The 15,549-nt window shown below is 66.4% G+C and carries 18 protein-coding genes and 1 pseudogene; 14 read left to right on the forward strand and 5 right to left on the reverse strand.

The annotated features are described in order from the left end of the window. Window positions 1-372 precede the first annotated feature (372 nt). The 3 genes from pqqA to QMX85_RS03080 all read left to right on the forward strand — a co-directional run bounded on the left by pqqA (window position 373) and on the right by QMX85_RS03080 (window position 3,511). A complete protein-coding gene (pqqA, locus tag QMX85_RS03070; protein WP_090231798.1) occupies window positions 373-444 on the forward strand; it encodes a pyrroloquinoline quinone precursor peptide PqqA in 72 nt (23 codons plus the stop codon). Window positions 445-675: 231 nt separating this feature from the next. Further along, window positions 676-1,839: an alcohol dehydrogenase-like regulatory protein ErcA gene (ercA, locus tag QMX85_RS03075; RefSeq protein WP_282338724.1), complete on the forward strand. Its 1,164-nt coding sequence runs from the start codon at window positions 676-678 to the stop codon at window positions 1,837-1,839. Beyond that, a complete protein-coding gene (locus QMX85_RS03080; protein WP_282338725.1) occupies window positions 1,823-3,511 on the forward strand; it encodes a NahK/ErcS family hybrid sensor histidine kinase/response regulator in 1,689 nt (562 codons plus the stop codon). Before ercA ends, QMX85_RS03080 begins: the two co-directional genes overlap by 17 nt. A gap of 26 nt (window positions 3,512-3,537) precedes the next feature. Here the strand turns inward: QMX85_RS03080 and QMX85_RS03085 are convergent, their stop codons facing one another. Then, a complete protein-coding gene (locus QMX85_RS03085) occupies window positions 3,538-3,882 on the reverse strand; it encodes a DUF2025 family protein (RefSeq protein ID WP_282338726.1) in 345 nt (114 codons plus the stop codon). 320 nt (window positions 3,883-4,202) lie between these two features. On the opposite strand from QMX85_RS03085, the gene QMX85_RS03090 reads away from it, so the two are divergent. Continuing rightward, the gene (locus tag QMX85_RS03090) at window positions 4,203-5,276 is read left to right on the forward strand and encodes an NAD(P)-dependent alcohol dehydrogenase (protein ID WP_282338727.1); all 1,074 of its coding nucleotides are present in this window, start codon (window positions 4,203-4,205) and stop codon (window positions 5,274-5,276) included. A gap of 271 nt (window positions 5,277-5,547) precedes the next feature. Next, entirely contained in the window at window positions 5,548-5,844 is a 297-nt protein-coding gene (locus QMX85_RS03095) for a hypothetical protein (RefSeq protein WP_090231791.1), read from the forward strand. Window positions 5,845-5,914: 70 nt separating this feature from the next. Here the strand turns inward: QMX85_RS03095 and QMX85_RS03100 are convergent, their stop codons facing one another. After that, window positions 5,915-6,736 (reverse strand): HDOD domain-containing protein, encoded by an 822-nt coding sequence (locus QMX85_RS03100; RefSeq protein ID WP_282338731.1) that lies wholly within the window; start codon window positions 6,734-6,736, stop codon window positions 5,915-5,917. A 457-nt stretch (window positions 6,737-7,193) separates the two neighbouring features. Here QMX85_RS03100 and QMX85_RS03105 point away from each other — a divergent pair, with 457 nt between their 5' ends. The 4 genes from QMX85_RS03105 (at window position 7,194) to QMX85_RS03120 (ending at window position 9,831) form a co-directional block, all read left to right on the forward strand. Further along, window positions 7,194-7,373: a hypothetical protein gene (locus QMX85_RS03105; protein ID WP_090231789.1), complete on the forward strand. Its 180-nt coding sequence runs from the start codon at window positions 7,194-7,196 to the stop codon at window positions 7,371-7,373. A 121-nt stretch (window positions 7,374-7,494) separates the two neighbouring features. Further along, window positions 7,495-8,070, forward strand: coding sequence for a GNAT family protein (locus tag QMX85_RS03110; RefSeq protein ID WP_282338732.1), 576 nt, complete (start codon window positions 7,495-7,497; stop codon window positions 8,068-8,070). Between the two features lie 281 nt (window positions 8,071-8,351). Further along, complete coding sequence (locus QMX85_RS03115) at window positions 8,352-8,915, forward strand: NADPH-dependent FMN reductase (RefSeq protein WP_282338734.1); 564 nt, start codon at window positions 8,352-8,354, stop codon at window positions 8,913-8,915. A gap of 88 nt (window positions 8,916-9,003) precedes the next feature. After that, window positions 9,004-9,831 (forward strand): inositol monophosphatase, encoded by an 828-nt coding sequence (locus QMX85_RS03120; RefSeq protein WP_282338736.1) that lies wholly within the window; start codon window positions 9,004-9,006, stop codon window positions 9,829-9,831. Window positions 9,832-10,044: 213 nt separating this feature from the next. Here QMX85_RS03120 and QMX85_RS03125 read toward each other — a convergent pair. Together QMX85_RS03125 and QMX85_RS03130 are read right to left on the reverse strand one after the other, a co-directional pair. Beyond that, window positions 10,045-10,464 (reverse strand): annotated as a pseudogene (locus QMX85_RS03125) (NUDIX domain-containing protein); the annotation flags it as partial. A gap of 85 nt (window positions 10,465-10,549) precedes the next feature. Beyond that, window positions 10,550-10,990 (reverse strand): DUF3597 domain-containing protein, encoded by a 441-nt coding sequence (locus tag QMX85_RS03130; protein WP_282338738.1) that lies wholly within the window; start codon window positions 10,988-10,990, stop codon window positions 10,550-10,552. A gap of 182 nt (window positions 10,991-11,172) precedes the next feature. On the opposite strand from QMX85_RS03130, the gene QMX85_RS03135 reads away from it, so the two are divergent. Next, window positions 11,173-11,481: a putative quinol monooxygenase gene (locus tag QMX85_RS03135; RefSeq protein ID WP_282338740.1), complete on the forward strand. Its 309-nt coding sequence runs from the start codon at window positions 11,173-11,175 to the stop codon at window positions 11,479-11,481. A 78-nt stretch (window positions 11,482-11,559) separates the two neighbouring features. Here the strand turns inward: QMX85_RS03135 and QMX85_RS03140 are convergent, their stop codons facing one another. Beyond that, a complete protein-coding gene (locus tag QMX85_RS03140; protein WP_282338743.1) occupies window positions 11,560-11,841 on the reverse strand; it encodes a peptidylprolyl isomerase in 282 nt (93 codons plus the stop codon). A 235-nt stretch (window positions 11,842-12,076) separates the two neighbouring features. Here QMX85_RS03140 and QMX85_RS03145 point away from each other — a divergent pair, with 235 nt between their 5' ends. The 4 genes from QMX85_RS03145 (at window position 12,077) to QMX85_RS03160 (ending at window position 15,538) form a co-directional block, all read left to right on the forward strand. Beyond that, window positions 12,077-12,508, forward strand: coding sequence for a hypothetical protein (locus QMX85_RS03145; RefSeq protein ID WP_282338744.1), 432 nt, complete (start codon window positions 12,077-12,079; stop codon window positions 12,506-12,508). Between the two features lie 342 nt (window positions 12,509-12,850). Further along, complete coding sequence (locus QMX85_RS03150; protein ID WP_282338745.1) at window positions 12,851-14,041, forward strand: sugar transporter; 1,191 nt, start codon at window positions 12,851-12,853, stop codon at window positions 14,039-14,041. A gap of 120 nt (window positions 14,042-14,161) precedes the next feature. Continuing rightward, window positions 14,162-15,007 carry a CAP domain-containing protein gene (locus QMX85_RS03155; protein WP_282338747.1) on the forward strand — a complete coding sequence of 282 codons (846 nt, stop codon included), beginning with the start codon at window positions 14,162-14,164 and terminating at the stop codon, window positions 15,005-15,007. Window positions 15,008-15,226: 219 nt separating this feature from the next. Continuing rightward, the gene (locus QMX85_RS03160) at window positions 15,227-15,538 is read left to right on the forward strand and encodes a hypothetical protein (protein ID WP_282338749.1); all 312 of its coding nucleotides are present in this window, start codon (window positions 15,227-15,229) and stop codon (window positions 15,536-15,538) included. Window positions 15,539-15,549 lie beyond the last annotated feature (11 nt).

The raw sequence follows: 15,549 nt of genomic DNA on the forward strand, positions 1-15,549 counted from the left end.
GCGTTTTTTTATGCGCAGCGCCACCGTAGGGTGCGCCGCGCGCACCGAGCCGCTCCCCGATTGCCGCGGATGTGTTACGAGTCCATCTTTGAGCGTTGGGGCTCATGGTGCGCACGGCGCACCCTACAGTCGCGCCGTAATCAGCAGCCGTAGGATGCGCTGCGCGCACCGAGCCGCTCCCCGATTTCCGCGGATGTGTTTCGAGTCCATCTCAGAGCGTGGGGCTCATGGTGCGCACGGCGCACCCTACGAATGCGGAAATGCTACGAACGCAGCCCGCCAATGGCCCGAAAGTACCATTCGGGCCGAGCGGCGAGGGTGCTTAACTCGAAGTGTCGGAATGTCCCGACGCGACAAGAAGAGGTTAATGCCATGTGGACTAAACCCGCGTTCGCCGATCTGCGCATTGGTTTCGAAGTGACGATGTACTTCGCCAATCGTTGATCACCTCGCCCCGGTTCGCCGGGGCATCCTTCTTCCGGGCACCGGACGGCGGGAAAGTGCGGCGCCCACCAACGTCTCATTGAAAAGACCGACGAATACAGTAGGCTGGGGCGCAGAACCCATAGGACCTGCCCGGGGCCTGCCTTGCGTCGGACTGCTGCGTTGCAGCGGGCCGATTTCGCGAAATCCCCACAGGTTCTGACGCCAATAAAAGAAGAACCAGGCGGATCCATGCGCCACGACATAAGCCAACTGCGTAAATTCGTTTCCCCGGAAATCATCTTCGGCGCCGGCTGCCGGCACAACGTCGGTAACTACGCCAGCACCTTCGGTGCGCGCAAGGTGCTGGTGGTGTCCGACCCCGGCGTGCAAGCCGCCGGCTGGGTCGCCGACATCGAGGCCAGCCTCGCCGCCCAGGGCCTGGAGTTCTGCCTCTACACCCAGGTGTCGCCCAACCCGCGCGTGGAGGAAGTGCGTCAGGGCGCCGAGTTCTACCGCAGCGAGGGCTGCAACGTGATCGTCGCGGTGGGCGGCGGCAGCCCGATGGACTGCGCCAAGGGCATCGGCATCATGGTCGCCCACGGTCGCTGCATCCTCGAGTTCGAGGGCGTCGACACCATCCGCGTGCCGAGCCCGCCGCTGATCCTCATCCCCACCACCGCCGGCACCTCGGCGGACGTCTCTCAGTTCGTGATCATCTCCAATCCGGCCGAGCGGATGAAGTTCTCCATCGTCTCCAAGGCGGTGGTCCCGGACGTTTCGCTGATCGACCCGGAAACCACCCTGAGCATGGACCCGTTCCTCTCCGCCTGTACTGGCATCGACGCCCTGGTGCACGCCATCGAGGCCTTCGTTTCCACCGGCAGCGGGCCGCTCACCGATACTCATGCGCTGGAAGCCATGCGGCTGATCAACGGCAATCTGGTGGAGATGATCGCCAATCCCACGGACATCGCCCTGCGCGAGAAGATCATGCTCGGCAGCATGCAGGCCGGCCTGGCGTTCTCCAATGCGATCCTCGGCGCGGTGCACGCGATGTCACACAGCCTGGGCGGCTTCCTCGACCTGCCCCACGGCATGTGCAACGCCGCGCTGGTGGAGCACGTCGTGGCGTTCAACTACAACGCCGCGCCGGAGCGCTTCCGCCAGGTCGCGCAGACCCTCGGGCTGGACGTGCGCGGGTTGACCCATCCGCAGATTCGCCAGAGGCTGGTGGAGCACCTGATCGCCTTCAAGCAGGCCGTCGGCTTCAACGAGACGCTCGCGCTGCACGGGGTTTCCAGCAGCGACATCCCGTTCCTCTCGCGACATGCGATGGAGGACCCGTGCATCCTCACCAACCCGCGCGAGTCCAGCCAGCGCGACGTCGAAGTGGTCTATGCCGAGGCCCTCTGAGGAGCAGCGTCAGGCGCTGCTCGGCCTCGGCAGCCATTCGGCGCGCAAGAGCCACTACCCGGAACTGCTGACCCGCCTGGAAGAGCTGGAAACCGAGCGCAACCGCTACAAATGGCTGTTCGAGCACGCCGTGCACGGCATCTTCCAGGCCAACCTGGGCGGCGGCCTGCGCGCGGCGAATCCGGCGCTGGCGCGCATGCTCGGGTATGCCGAGCCGAGCCTTCTGCCCGCCTTCAGCGACCTCGCCGAGCAGCTGTTCGAGGGCGGCCACGAGGAGCTGGCGTACATCCGCGAAACGCTGCGCTCCAGGCAGGGCCTGTTCGGCTATGAAACGCGCCTGCGCCGGCAGGACGGCAGCTATGTCGACGTGCTGATGAACCTGCTGCTCAAGCCCGAGGAAGACGACCTGGTGGAAGGCTTCGTCGCCGACATCACCGAACGCATCCTTGCCCAGCAGCGCCTGCAGACCCTCAACGACGAGCTGGAACAGCGCGTCGCCACGCGCACCGCGGAATTGCAGACCCTCAACGGCCAGCTGCGCGAGGCGCGGGACGCCGCCGAAGCGGCCAACCGCAGCAAGGACAAGTACCTCGCCGCCGCCAGCCATGACCTGCTGCAACCGCTGAATGCTGCGCGGCTGCTGGTCTCGACCCTGCGCGAGCGGACCCTGCCGGCGGCCGAGCACGGCCTGGTGGAGCGCGCGCACCAGGCGCTGGAGGGCGCCGAGGATCTGCTCAGCGACCTGCTCGATATCTCCCGCCTCGACCACCACGCGGTCAAGCCGGACCTGGACGTCTACAGCCTCGACGAACTGCTCGCGCCGCTGGTCTCGGAATTCCAGGGCGTGGCGGAGGCCGCCGGGCTGCAGTTGCGCGCCCGCATCGCGCCGCTGACGGTAAGCACCGACATCCGCCTGCTCTCGCGCATCCTGCGCAATTTCCTCAGCAACGCGTGCCGCTACACCCCGAGCGGGCGCATCCTGCTCGGTTGTAGGCGGCGTGGCGACAGGGTGCGCCTGGAGGTGTGGGACAGCGGCCGCGGGATTCCGGCGGACCAGCTCGATGCGATCTTCCTGGAGTTCAACCAGCTGGACGTCGGCCGTGCCGCCGAGCGCAAGGGCGTCGGCCTGGGCCTGGCGATCGTCGACCGCATCGCCGGTATCCTCGGCTGCCCGGTGCGCGTGCGCTCCTGGCCGGGCAGGGGCTCGGTGTTCAGCATCGACGTGCCAATGGCAACGGCGCCGGTGAAGGCGCCGCGTGGCGACAGCCTGCGCCGCCCGCTGATCGGCGACCCGCTACCGGGGCGACGACTGCTGGTGCTGGATAACGAATCGAGCATTCTCGACAGCATGGCCGCGCTGCTCGGACAGTGGGGCTGCGAGGTGGTCACCGCTCTCGACCAGGACAGCGCCCTGCGCCAGCTCGACGGTCGCGCGCCGGAGGTGATCCTGGCCGATTACCACCTCGACCACGGCGTGCTCGGCTGCCAGGTAGTCAGGGCCCTGCGCGTGCATTTCGACGCGCCGATTCCGGCGGTGATGATCACCGCGGACCGCAGCAGCGAATGCCGCCAGCACCTGCAGGACCTCGGCGCGCCGCTGCTGAACAAGCCGCTGAAGCCCGGCAAGCTGCGCGCGGTGCTCAGCCAGATGCTCGGTGAGGCCGCGCCGTAGCCGCCGAGCGCCGTCTTGCCCTGGGGTCAGTTCGCCGTCGTGCCTTCGACCGTTTTGAGCCGCCGCTGCGCGGCGATTTCCGGCAGTTCCTGGCGGCGCATGTAGGCCAGCAGCGGTTCGCTGACGTTCAGGCGATCGTTGACGTTCTGTTCGAGGAGGATTTGCAGGCGCGCGCGGCTCAGGTTCATCACCTGTTCGTCCTTTTCGCGCCAGACGAACTCGCACGCCGGGGTGATGCTCTCCTCGGCGACATCCATGCCGAAGGAGTCTTCGCTGAAGCGGACGATGTGCTTGCCGGTCTTGGTGTTGAACCCGACGAAGCCGTTGAGCTGATCGGCGGCGTGGCAGATGTCGGCGGAAGTGATGCTCATGGGTAAACCTCGCTGGATGTCGATTCGATGGTTTACACGCGGGGCGCCGCCCTCCGTCTGGGCGGAGGTGCAGGGAAAACGCCGCTGATTCTGCCAGCAAACGCGGCGGCGTGGATGACTATGGTTCTCATCCGTGCGCCCTAGCGCAGCGCCACACCCTCGTCGGGCCAGGCGCGTCTGCCGACGCCGCGTCCATATGCCTCACCTCTCCGGTCGAGCCGGTTTCTCCGGCGGCTGTCCGCTGCGGACGGCGGGAACACCGCGACGCTGCCGGTCACATCGCTGGTCTACTCTGGCTGGACATTTCAGGAGGAAACGTCATGCCGAAAATGAAAGCCGCCGTCTTCGTCGAGAAGAACCGCATCGTTCTCGAGGACAAGCCGATCCCCGAGGTGGGGCCGCTGGATGCGCTGGTCCGTATCACCACGACCACTATCTGCGGCACCGACGTGCACATCCTCAAGGGCGAGTACCCGGTGGCCAAGGGCCTCACGGTGGGCCACGAGCCGGTCGGGATCATCGAGAAGCTCGGCTCATCGGTCGTCGGGTTCAGCGAGGGGCAAAGGGTGATCGCCGGCGCCATCACCCCCAGCGGCCACAGCTTCGCCTGCCTGTGCGGCTGCGCCTCGCAGGACGGCCCGGCCAGCAAGCATGGCTTCACCGCCACCGGCGGCTGGAAGTTCGGCAACATCATCGACGGCTGCCAGGCCGAATACGTGCTGGTGCCCGACGCCATGGCCAACCTCGGCGCGGTGCCGGATGCCCTGAGCGACGAGCAGGTGCTGATGTGCCCGGACATCATGTCGACCGGCTTTTCCGGCGCGGAGAGCGGCAAGGTGCAGATCGGCGATACCGTGGTGGTGTTCGCCCTCGGTCCCATCGGCCTGTGCGCCGTGGCGGGCGCCAGGCTCAAGGGCGCCACCACCATCATCGGCGTCGACACCCTGCCGACGCGCCAGGAAGTGGCCCGCCAGCTCGGCGCCAGCCACATCGTCGACTTCCGCCAGGGCGATCCGGTGGCGCAGATCATGGCGCTCACCGATGGCCGCGGGGTGGATGTCGCGATCGAGGCACTGGGCACCCAGACCACCTTCGAAGCCGCGCTGCGCGTGCTGCGTCCAGGCGGCACGCTGTCCAGCCTCGGCGTCTATTCCACCGACCTGCGCATCCCGCTGGACGCATTCGCGGCCGGCCTCGGCGACCTGAAGATCGTCACCACGCTCTGTCCGGGCGGCAAGGAGCGCATGCGCCGGCTGATGGAAGTGATCTCGTCGGGCAGGGTCGACCTCACGCCTCTGGTGACCCACCGCTACAAGCTGGACGACATCGAAAAGGCCTACGAACTCTTCGCCAACCAGCGCGACGGCGTGATGAAGGTGGCGATCACGCCCTGATCCCGTGCTTCGCCGTATGCCCGGCGGCCCTGTCGCCGGGCGACTTCAGCGGCAAGAACCGGCAGCGCGAAACGCGGGCGATCCGGCAGCAGGGCGATGCGCTCTTCGGCCCGATTGACCGCTAATCACAAGATCGCTTCGCGGGGCGTGCGCCGCCCGACCGAGCGCATCGCAGGTTTACCTTCCCCTTACTTACGGCTGACACCGGCTGACGCAGTGGCGTTGTCGGATGGTTGCAGGGGAGCAACCCTTTCCCCACGAGGAGAAGTCCATGATCAGCCGATTCTTCCAGGTCAGTGCACTTGCCGGATGCCTGGTGTTCGCGGGCGGCGCGTCCGCATTCGATCAGAGCGACATCGTTCCCGCACTCGCGGGTGCCGCGGTGGGCGCCGTTCTGGTTGCGGTGCTCTCCGATTCGGATGACGACCACGAGCATCGCCGCCACCCGCCGCGCCGCGAGCTGTCCTACCGGCAGCCGCCGCGTCCGCTGGCGTACCGTCCGCAGCCGGTGCGCTACGTGGCGGTTCCCGCACATCGCCAGCACGGTCGTGACGACTGGCGCCGCTGAAACGAACGAGCCCGCGACCTGCCAGGCCAGGCCAGGCCAGGGCGGGACGCGGGCTCCTTGTTTGCATCGCTCAGCCAAGAAGTTCGGTGAAGGCCTTGTCAGCCTCGAGCACGGCCGGGAGGTCCGCCAGCAGCTTGTCCAGGTCTAGCCCGGCGAACAGCGGCCCGGAAAGCTCCTGGCCGACATCGGCGCCGATGCCGCCGTGGCTGGCGATTACGTCGCAGATGATCGTCGCCTGGGCGACGATGCGCGCGTACTCGGAATCGTTCGGCGCCTGCGAAGGGCGGCCCTGGTAGGCGATGGCGGTCTGGATCAGCTTCGGCAGCTGCCAGCGGCGCGCCAGTTCGGCGCCCACCTCGGGATAGCCGAAGCCGAGTTGCAGGTTCTCTTCCGCGGCGCGACTGGAGGCGTTGTTCTGCCGGTCGTTCATCTTCGCCGCGAACTCCGGGGCGCCGGTCTGGATCAGCAGCTCGCCGATGTTGTGCATCATCCCGCAGGTGAAGGCGGTGTCGGGATCCTTGCCGCTGAGCTTGGCCAGCAGCCGAGAGACGCTGGCGACGCGGAAGCTTCCCGCCCAGAACCCCTTGAGATCGAACGTGGGATCGGCCTTGAACGCCCCGGTCATCGCCGACGCCAGCACCAGCGTGCGCAGGGTGTTGAAGCCCAGGCGCATGGCCGCGTCCTCGATGCTCGCCGATTCCCGCGAGCCACGAAAGCGTGCCGAATTCGCCAGGCGCAACACCTTGGCGGCGATCACCGGGTCACGCTCGATGTTGCGCGCCACGCTGTCCAGGCTGGATGACGGATTGTCGAATTGCTGGATCAGGTCCTGCGCCACCTTCGGCACGCTGGGCAGGTTATGCAGCTCGGCGAACAGTGAATCGATGTCCATAGGATGTCTCCAGGGCGGGTGCGTTAGCTCAAGAATAGGTGCAGATGCCATGCATACCAGCGCCATTCGGCTACAGGCGTGGGGAAACGCCGAATGGCTGTGTTCGGCAGGTGATTCCTGACTTGGGCGAGCGTATGGATTCCCTCGTTTCTGGGGATATTTAATACGTTGTTGATGTATTCCTGTCTTCGCTGCTAATTTCTGGAGGCTCCCTTGGTTCGCACATTCTGCTTGCGTGGAATTGCCTGGAGCGAGCCTTTCGGACATATCCGTGGGCAAGGCAACAGGTCTGGACGGGTTCGATGCCATCACTGCATGCAGGAATGAAATATGAAGCTCTCACGACTCGCCGTACTGGTCCTGCCTCTGATGATGCGAGCACACGCCATCCATCCGTTACAGCGACATACACGTCCCCGAGAGCATTGCCTACGCCGCCGCCAACCCCGAGAAGGGCGTGAGCGGCAACTTCCTGTTCAGCATCCGCGCGGTCGGTCAGCCCGGCGAGTGGGTGTACTTGAACCTTCAGGACGACTACGGCGACCGGCGCAACATCAGCATCGTGCTGGTGCCAGGCGTGCAGCGCCAACTGGTGAACGGGGGATTTCGTCGCAATCGCTCAAGGGTAGGAAGTTGATGGTTCGTGGCACGGCCCGGAGGGTGCGGATCAGTTTCAATGACGATGAAGGCAAGCCCATTGGCCTCTACTGCCAGACGCATTTGCGCCGGCGTAGCGCCGACGATCCTAAGGTCGTCAAGTGACGGCTGCGCCCCTGCCCATCCTGCATACGCAGCGACTGCTGTTGCGGCCGCTGGAGATGAGCGATGCCGAGCGGATTCAAGCGCTGGCCAGCGACCCTGCAATCGCTGCGACCACCTCGACGCTGCCGCATCCCTATCATCTGCAGCATGCGCAGGGCTGGATCGGAGGCCTCGCCCCGGCATTCGCCGACGGAAAGGAGATAAGCCTGGCGATAACCTGCGAGAAGGTCATCGTCGGCGTGATGAGTCTGGCCGGGATTTCTCGCAAACACCGACGCGCGGCGCTTGGCTACTGGATCGGTGTACCGTTCTGGGGACGCGGCTACGCCACTGAAGCGGCACGGGCGATCATTGCCTACGGCTTCGCCGAACTGGAACTGAACCGCATCTACGGCGAGTGCTACAGCCACAACCTGGCCTCCGAGCGGGTGCTGCAGAAGCTCGGCATGCGGTTCGAGGGCTGCCAGCGCGAGGCGATGAGGAAGGGCGATGCCTTCATCGATATCCTGCTCTACGCCCTGCTCAAGTCCGATTTTCCGCTGGGGGCAGAGCGCTTAGTCTCAGGGGGGTAGGACAGGCATCGCCATGTCCTCTGGAGCTAGGACCACTGCGATGCTTTGCCGACGGTGATCGCTGAGCATTCGCAGCGCCAGGCGACGACGCCTGCGCACTAAAGGCCATACGACTGAAGTGAGCCGGCAACTGCCGCAGAGGCGCCAGGCGTCTCTGCGGCATTATCCTGTGTGGGTGAACGCTGCTCCTGGCATCCGCCGCGCGCGCCGGGCGCCGCTTCGCTTACCCAGTGCACAGTGTCACTCCCGCCATCGAACCCTTCCAATCGAGGAACAACGCCATGGAAAACCTCCGCACCCTGCGCTTCGTCACGCTGCTCGGCAGCCTTCGCAGCGGCTCGTTCAACGGCATCATCGCGCGCGCCCTGCCGGCGCTGGCGCCGGAAGGCGTCAGTGTCGAAGCGCTGGGTTCTATCGCCGATTTCCCGCATTACGACGCGGACCTGCAGGCGGAAGGCTTCCCGCCGGCGGTACTGGCGATGGGCAAGGCGATCGCCGAGGCCGACGCGGTGATCGTGGTCATGCCCGAGTACAACTACTCGGTGCCGGGCGCGCTGAAGAACGCCATCGACTGGCTGTCGCGCCTGCCGGAAACGCCGTTCTCCGGCAAACCGGTGGCGATCCAGAGCGCCTCGCCGGGCATGCTCGGCGGCGCGCGGGCGCAGTATCACCTGCGCCAGGTGTTCGTCTTCCTCAACGCGCAGGTGCTGAATAAGCCGGAAGTGATGGTCGGCCAGGTGGCCGGCAAGGTCGACGAGAAGACCGGCGAACTCACCGACCAGAGCACCCGCGACTTCATCGCCGGGCAGCTCAAGGCGCTGGCCGACCTGGCGCGCAAGGGCTGACCGGCCCGCCCGCGCGATGCCAGCCGGCTTGGTGAACAGCGGGGCGGGCGGTAGGCTGTCGCTCCGTCCCGCCACCCGAGGAACCGCAATGCCGACTGCCCCACGAATCCCCCCGAACGTCGACCTCGATGCCCGCTACGCCGCGGTCAAGCGCGTGGCGCTGGCGGCGGCGCAACGCGGCATGGCGTTCTACCGCGACCGCGAGGCGCTGACGGTGATGCACAAGGGCGGCGATCAGCAGGACATGGTCAGCATCGCCGACCGGCAGATCGAGGAGTACATCCGCGCCGAGCTGTCCCGCGAGTTTCCCGAGGACGGACTGCTCGGCGAGGAGGGCGGTGCGGCCGATCTGCAGGCGCGCTGCCTGTGGGTCATCGACCCCATCGACGGCACCGCCTGCTTCGTCAACGGCCTGCACGCCTGGTGCGTGTCCATCGGGCTGATGGTCGACGGCGAGCCGACCCTCGGCGCCATCGCCGATCCCAATCATGATGAGCTATTCCACGCCTGCCTCGGCCGCGGAGCCTTCGTCAACGACACGCCGATCCGCGCCAGCGCCGCACGCCAGGTCAGCGAAGGGCTGACCGGCGTCGGTACCTTCCACCCGCGCGGCAAGGCGCATTTCATTCCCTTCCTGCAGGGGCTGCTGTCCTCGGGCGGGATGTTCATCCGCAACGGCTCCGGCGCGCTGATGACGGCCTACGTCGCCGCCGGCCGGCTGATCGGCTACTACGAAACCGAACTGAAGAGCTGGGATTGCCTGGCCGGCCTGGTGCTGGTGCAGGAAGCCGGCGGCCGCCGCAACGACTTCTTCCGCAACAACGGCCTACTCGACGGCAATCCCTACCTGGTGGCCGCGCCCGGCGTCTACGAACAGCTCGCCGCGCTGATCGGGCCGTCGCTGGACGGGGATTGAACAGGCTCGTTCACGCGGATTGCCGGATCACTCGGCAGCCAGCCGCTCCAGCTCGCGACGCACCATCGCCGCATAAGGTGCAGGGCTAAGCGCATAGAGCTGGGTGGCGACCCAGGCGGGCCAGCGCGGGCCCCAGGCGGCGCGTTCGGCGAGCAGGCGCTCGGCCTCGCGGCGTGCAGCGTCGGCATGCTGGCGGTGGAAGTCCTGGCGCGTGGTGATGGGCTGCTCGGCAGCCGGCCACAGCGCCGGCAATACCTGAAGACGCAGCAGCGGCGCCAGGTCGTCTGGCCAGGGTTCGCCGCGGACCAGCCAGCGCTGCGCATCCAGCTCGGCGGCCACGCTCACGGGCTCGTCCAGCGCGCCGGTGAACACCTCGGCGCGGACCCAGGTATCCGGCTCGTTGGCGGCGGGCGCTTCGAAGCGACCCAGCGCGGTGAAGGCGCTGCTTGCGAACGTCAGGCCCAACTCTTCCTGCAGTTCCCGGCATAGCGCCGCCAGGGCGTCTTCGCCGGCTTCCTGCTTGCCGCCGGGCAGCATGAAGGCCGAGGTGCCGCGCTTGCGCACCAGCAGCAGGCGGCCGTCGGCGTCCAGCAGGCAGGCCGCCGAGATCATCAGAGTATGGAGTTTGGCCATCGGGCTGCCGTCGCGAGGTCATCGGGACGGCGATTCTAAACGGGGAGCCCGGCAAGTCCAGCCCGGCGTTGGCCGGCCCGGACGTTCAGTCCAGCAGGTCCGCGGGAACGTTGCCGCCGTTCTCGGCGAGCTTGTTCAGCACCGCCTTGTGCAGCCAGATGTTCATCTGCGCGGAGTCGGCCATCTTGTCGGCCGGGCAACCCAGCTCGGTGGCAAGTTCCTTGCGCGCCTGCAGGCTGCTGTCCAGACCCAACAGCTTGAGCAGATCGACGATGGAGGTGCGCCAATTGAGCGTTTCGCCTTGCTGCGCGGCCATCTCGTTGAGCCGGGCGGAGACATCCACCGGCGTGGCGCTCACTGGCGTGGTGCTTTGCGCCGGCGACTGGCCGGGCGCGGTGGTCGCGTTGGAGGCCGCGGTCGGCCCGCCCGAATCCATGATCGAATCGTCCGGGCCGACCTTCAGACTGGGCACCTCGTCGTGGTGGCCGATGCCGAGTTTTTCCAGGATGGAGCTGAGCAGTCCCATGGCGCTTCCTCGTGAGTGGGTGTGCAGGTTGGACCGCGCGCCACCGACGGGGATTCAGCGGCAGGACGGACGGTGCCGGCAACCTCGGCCTCGCCGTCGTGGTCTGACGTCTTGCGCGGCCAAACCGCAGGCAGGCGTTATCCTGCATGGCCCCGCGAAGCGGATTTCAATCGGAGAAAGACATGTCAGCCAAGCCATTCGTCGTCATCGCGGAGTTCACCCTCAAACCCGGCACGCTCGCCGATTTCCTCGCCTTCGGCCAAATCGACGCCGGCGGCGCGCTGGACAAGGAAGAGGGCTGCCTGGCGTTCGACATCCTCCTGCCGGAGAACTGCGGCGATCAGGTGATGTTCCACGAGGTCTATCGCGACCGCGCGGCGTTCGACGAGCACAAGGGAACGTCGCACTACCTGGCGTTCAAGGAGGGGTCGAAATCGTTGCTGGCGGAGGACGTGAAGGTTCGCTTCTTCAATCCGGTCGCGGCGCAATGAGGGCGAAACAGGCCGATGCAGGACGCCGCGGCGAGAGGGTGGCGTTGCAGCGTGTGGCTGCAACGCGCGGCCGTGGACTCAGTCCTGGCGGCTGGTGACTTCCAGCAGGTGATAGCCGAACTGGGTCTTCACCGGGCCCTGCACGACGTTGATCGGCGCGCTGAACACGACGTTGTCGAATTCCTTGACCATCTGGCCGGGACCGAACGAGCCGAGGTCGCCGCCCTGGCGGCTGGACGGGCAGGTGGAGTTGTCCTTGGCGACCTGGGCGAAGTCGGCACCGCCCTCGATGGCGGCTTTCAGTTCGTTGCACTTGGCTTCGCTGGCAACCAGGATGTGGCGGGCAGTGGCTCGGGCCATTGGGGGTACTCCTTTTTTAATGGACTGCCGAGGCTACCGGAATTGCCGGGTTGTTCAAGCGTCGCGGGAGGAACGGAAGGTAACGCAGCGGGCGTCGATCATCCGCCGGGATAGCTATTGGCCCTCCATTTCTCGCTGCCCTATACTCGCGCCCCGCCACGGATGGCCGGTCGAATCAGGAAACGCCTGAGGCAACGGCTGTCCGTCACTTCCCGATGGACTCAATGGAATGATCATGAAAGCCAGCTTCTTCGCACTTCCTCTCGCTGCTCTTCTGAGTGCCTGCACGGCCACCACTTCGCTTCGCTCGACCGACCCGCAGCTGACCGTGGCGGTCAACGACGAGGCTCCGCTGGCCCTCGGCAGCCCGGTCAAGAAAACCTACAACGCCACCAGCTTCGGTCACTACCGCTTCAAGGCCACCAAACAAGGGATGGAGCCCATGTACGGCCTGATCCCGTTGAAATTCAACGGTGGCTATCTGGCCGCCGATATCCTGTTTTTCGCTCCGGCGATGTTCTACAACCTGCGCGAGGTCTATCCGTACTACGAGTTCGATGTGGAGAACGGCGTGGTCCGCTACAAGCGCAACGCCAACGACCCCTGGGTGAGCTACAAGCCGACTCCCGCCGAGCAGGATCACGCCAGAAACTACTTCCAGAAATAGAAACCACCGGCGCGCATCGCGAGGTGGATCAGGCGCCTCGCGATGCATCGTTCAGGCACTCCGAAAAAGGCGACAGAAGGCCTGAAGTCCTCATTGTTGAGGGGGGCGGGCCGGGCGTAGAATCCGCGCCGTTGCCCTCCTGCCTCACCGTTTTCCACACGCTTCCCGATGCGCACTCGCAGCCATGCCGGCTCTTTCGATCCGGCCGGGCGGCGATGTCTGCCGTGGGGGCGAACGGGCCGCCGGATTTCTTCCCCGAACGTTCCTCGCTGCGTGTCGCCGGTCCCCAGATCGGGCGTTGGCGGCGGGCCGAGCCTTCCACGAGCGTCAGACATCGCCGACATGAACACCCCCCTGAATTCCGCTGCCGGGTCCTGGCTGAGCGTGATCGCGCTGGCTCTGGCCGCGTTCATCTTCAACACCACCGAGTTCGTCCCGGTGGCGCTGCTCAGCGATATCGGCGCCAGCTTCAACATGCTGCCTACCCAGGTCGGCCTGATGCTCACCATCTACGCCTGGGTGGTCTCGCTGACCTCGCTGCCGATGATGCTGCTGACCCGCAACATCGAGCGGCGCCGCCTGCTGGGCCTCGTCTTCGGGCTGTTCATCCTCAGCCATCTGCTGTCCAGCGTTGCCTGGAACTTCACCACGCTGGTATTCAGCCGCATCGGCATTGCGCTGTCCCACGCGGTGTTCTGGTCGATCACCGCCTCACTGGCCGTGCGCGTGGCGCCCCAGGGCAAGCAGGTGCAGGCGCTCGGCCTGCTGGCCACCGGCACCTCGCTGGCCATGGTGCTGGGCATTCCACTCGGCCGCGTGCTCGGCGAGGCGCTAGGCTGGCGCACCACCTTCATGGCGATCTCGGTGATTTCCGCGCTGACCGTGCTCTGCCTGATGAAGTACCTGCCCCTGCTGCCGAGCCAGAATTCCGGTTCGCTGAAAAGTTTGCCGCTGCTGTTCAAACGTCCAGCGCTGGTGGCGCTGTACGTGCTCACCGTGCTGGTGATAACCGCCCAGTTCACCGCCTACAGCTACATCGAGCCCTTCGCCAAGACCGTCGCCCACCTCAGCGAGCACCTGACCACCGTGTTGCTGCTGCTCTTCGGCGGCGCCGGCATCCTTGGCTCGCTGCTGTTCAGCCGCTACAGCGCGCGCTACCCGAAAGGCTTCATCATCGCCGCGATCCTTGCCCTGGCACTATGCCTGCTGCTGTTGCTGCCGGCCGCGCACAACGCTTCTGTCCTCGCCGTGCTCAGCGTGGTCTGGGGCATCTCGATCATGTGCTTCGGCCTGGCGCTGCAGGCCAAGGTGCTCAACCTCGCATCCGACGCCACCGACGTGGCGATGGCGCTGCTTTCGGGCCTGTACAACGTCGGCATCGGCGGCGGCGCGCTGCTCGGCAGCCTGGTCAGCACCCACCTCGGGCTGGCCAACATCGGCACCGTTGGCGGCCTGTTCGCCCTCGGCGGGCTGATGCTCTGCTGCTTCACCAGCTACCGTTTCATCCGCCCGTTCCGGCCGACGGCGTTGTAGTCGCCTGGCGTGGAAGGTCGTTGCGACCTTCCACCTTCTTCGCTGCATCCGCTCCCGACGGTGACGGCAGCCACCGCCTCACGCATGATGCAAAGCCCTCTCGATCTCGAAGGAGTCTCCATGCGCCGATGCCTGATCTGTTTCAGCCTTATGCTGGCCGGCTTGCTGAACCTGGGTGCCGCGCAGGCGGACGACGAGGCGCAGTTGCTGGCGCTGATCAACGCCTACCGCGCCGAGCCGCAGGGGTGCGCGGCGCAGACGGTGGCGGTCGGGCCGCTGTCGCTCGATCTGCGCCTGGCCGCGCCGACGGCGACCGATATCGACGACCTGCAGCAGGCACTCAGCCAGAACGGCTACCCGGCGGCGGCCTTGCAGCTGATTCGCCTGTCCGGGCCGGACAGCGCCGAGGCGGCGATGAGCGCACTGCGGCAGAAATTCTGTGCGCAACTGCTGGGGGCGCAATACATCGATGTCGGCGTGTCACACAGCGCCAGCGACTGGCGCGTGGTGCTGGCGCGGCCGCTGCTTTCCGGCGGCCTGGGCGACTGGGAGGCGGCGGGGCGGGCGGTGCTGGAACTGGTCAACACGGCCCGCGGGCAGGGCCGGCAATGCGGCGGCATCAACTTCGCCGCGGCGGCGCCACTGGCCTGGAACGCCGCGCTGGCCGAGTCGGCGCTGGCGCACAGCCGCGACATGGCCAACGGCAACTTCTTCTCCCACCGCGGCAGCGATTCCAGCCAGGCCGACGAGCGTGCGCTGCGCGCCGGTTACACCTGGAGCGCGCTGGGCGAGAACATCGCCGCCGGCGACGACGCGCCCAAGGCCATCGTCGACGGCTGGCTGGCCAGCCCGGCGCATTGCGCCAACATCATGAATCCGGCCTTCAGCGAAATGGGCGCCGCCTACGCCGTGGACCCACGCAGCGATGCCGGCATCTACTGGACCCAGGTGTTCGGCGCGCCCTGATCCAGTTCGGTGCCGCGTTTTCCAACGTTTTTTCCCTGCCTGCTTGCGCCGCGCCTGTCGTGGTGCGCCCGGCGCCAATCCGGGCATTCTGCGGGGACCAGGGGCCAGTGCCTGCGAAGTGCCACTAGTTCACCTGTCCTATTGGACGACGCACGGGCCTGCCATAGCGTGGGCTGGTCGCCGCGTTGGTGCGGCCCTGCCTAACAAGAAGGATTCATCATGAAAAACGCTGCTAAAACCCTGCTCGTCGGCCTGTCCCTGACTGCACTCAGCGCTGCCGTGATTCCCGCCCAGGCCAACAGCGCGCGCTCGCCGCTCACGGTGGAGATGCGCAGTGAAACGCTGGCAATCACGCAACCGACCCTTTCCGCTCCGGCTGCGGACGTCTTCGCCTCGGCAGATGCAGCCCCCACGACGACCGGGGCGGGCGTGCAACTGGCCATGCTCAAGACCAGCTGCGCCGATCCATCGCCCTGGTACACCTTCAGCGGCTGGGAAGCGCTGGCCTGCGTGTTCTCCGGCCAGTGGTGACAGGCGTAACC

The sequence above is a fragment of the Pseudomonas sp. PS02288 genome, assembly GCF_029959715.1.
Lineage (GTDB): Bacteria > Pseudomonadota > Gammaproteobacteria > Pseudomonadales > Pseudomonadaceae > Pseudomonas_O > Pseudomonas_O kuykendallii.

What these genes read in the sequence shown, in the direction of transcription:
- ercA (WP_282338724.1), top strand. Translation starts at nt 676, where the DNA reads ATGCGCCACGACATAAGCCAACTGCGTAAATTCGTTTCCCCGGAAATC.
- QMX85_RS03080 (WP_282338725.1), top strand. Translation starts at nt 1,823, where the DNA reads ATGCCGAGGCCCTCTGAGGAGCAGCGTCAGGCGCTGCTCGGCCTCGGC.
- QMX85_RS03085 (WP_282338726.1), bottom strand. Translation starts at nt 3,882, where the DNA reads ATGAGCATCACTTCCGCCGACATCTGCCACGCCGCCGATCAGCTCAAC.
- QMX85_RS03090 (WP_282338727.1), top strand. Translation starts at nt 4,203, where the DNA reads ATGCCGAAAATGAAAGCCGCCGTCTTCGTCGAGAAGAACCGCATCGTT.
- QMX85_RS03095 (WP_090231791.1), top strand. Translation starts at nt 5,548, where the DNA reads ATGATCAGCCGATTCTTCCAGGTCAGTGCACTTGCCGGATGCCTGGTG.
- QMX85_RS03100 (WP_282338731.1), bottom strand. Translation starts at nt 6,736, where the DNA reads ATGGACATCGATTCACTGTTCGCCGAGCTGCATAACCTGCCCAGCGTG.
- QMX85_RS03115 (WP_282338734.1), top strand. Translation starts at nt 8,352, where the DNA reads ATGGAAAACCTCCGCACCCTGCGCTTCGTCACGCTGCTCGGCAGCCTT.
- QMX85_RS03120 (WP_282338736.1), top strand. Translation starts at nt 9,004, where the DNA reads ATGCCGACTGCCCCACGAATCCCCCCGAACGTCGACCTCGATGCCCGC.
- QMX85_RS03130 (WP_282338738.1), bottom strand. Translation starts at nt 10,990, where the DNA reads ATGGGACTGCTCAGCTCCATCCTGGAAAAACTCGGCATCGGCCACCAC.
- QMX85_RS03135 (WP_282338740.1), top strand. Translation starts at nt 11,173, where the DNA reads ATGTCAGCCAAGCCATTCGTCGTCATCGCGGAGTTCACCCTCAAACCC.
- QMX85_RS03140 (WP_282338743.1), bottom strand. Translation starts at nt 11,841, where the DNA reads ATGGCCCGAGCCACTGCCCGCCACATCCTGGTTGCCAGCGAAGCCAAG.
- QMX85_RS03145 (WP_282338744.1), top strand. Translation starts at nt 12,077, where the DNA reads ATGAAAGCCAGCTTCTTCGCACTTCCTCTCGCTGCTCTTCTGAGTGCC.
- QMX85_RS03150 (WP_282338745.1), top strand. Translation starts at nt 12,851, where the DNA reads ATGAACACCCCCCTGAATTCCGCTGCCGGGTCCTGGCTGAGCGTGATC.
- QMX85_RS03155 (WP_282338747.1), top strand. Translation starts at nt 14,162, where the DNA reads ATGCGCCGATGCCTGATCTGTTTCAGCCTTATGCTGGCCGGCTTGCTG.
- QMX85_RS03160 (WP_282338749.1), top strand. Translation starts at nt 15,227, where the DNA reads ATGAAAAACGCTGCTAAAACCCTGCTCGTCGGCCTGTCCCTGACTGCA.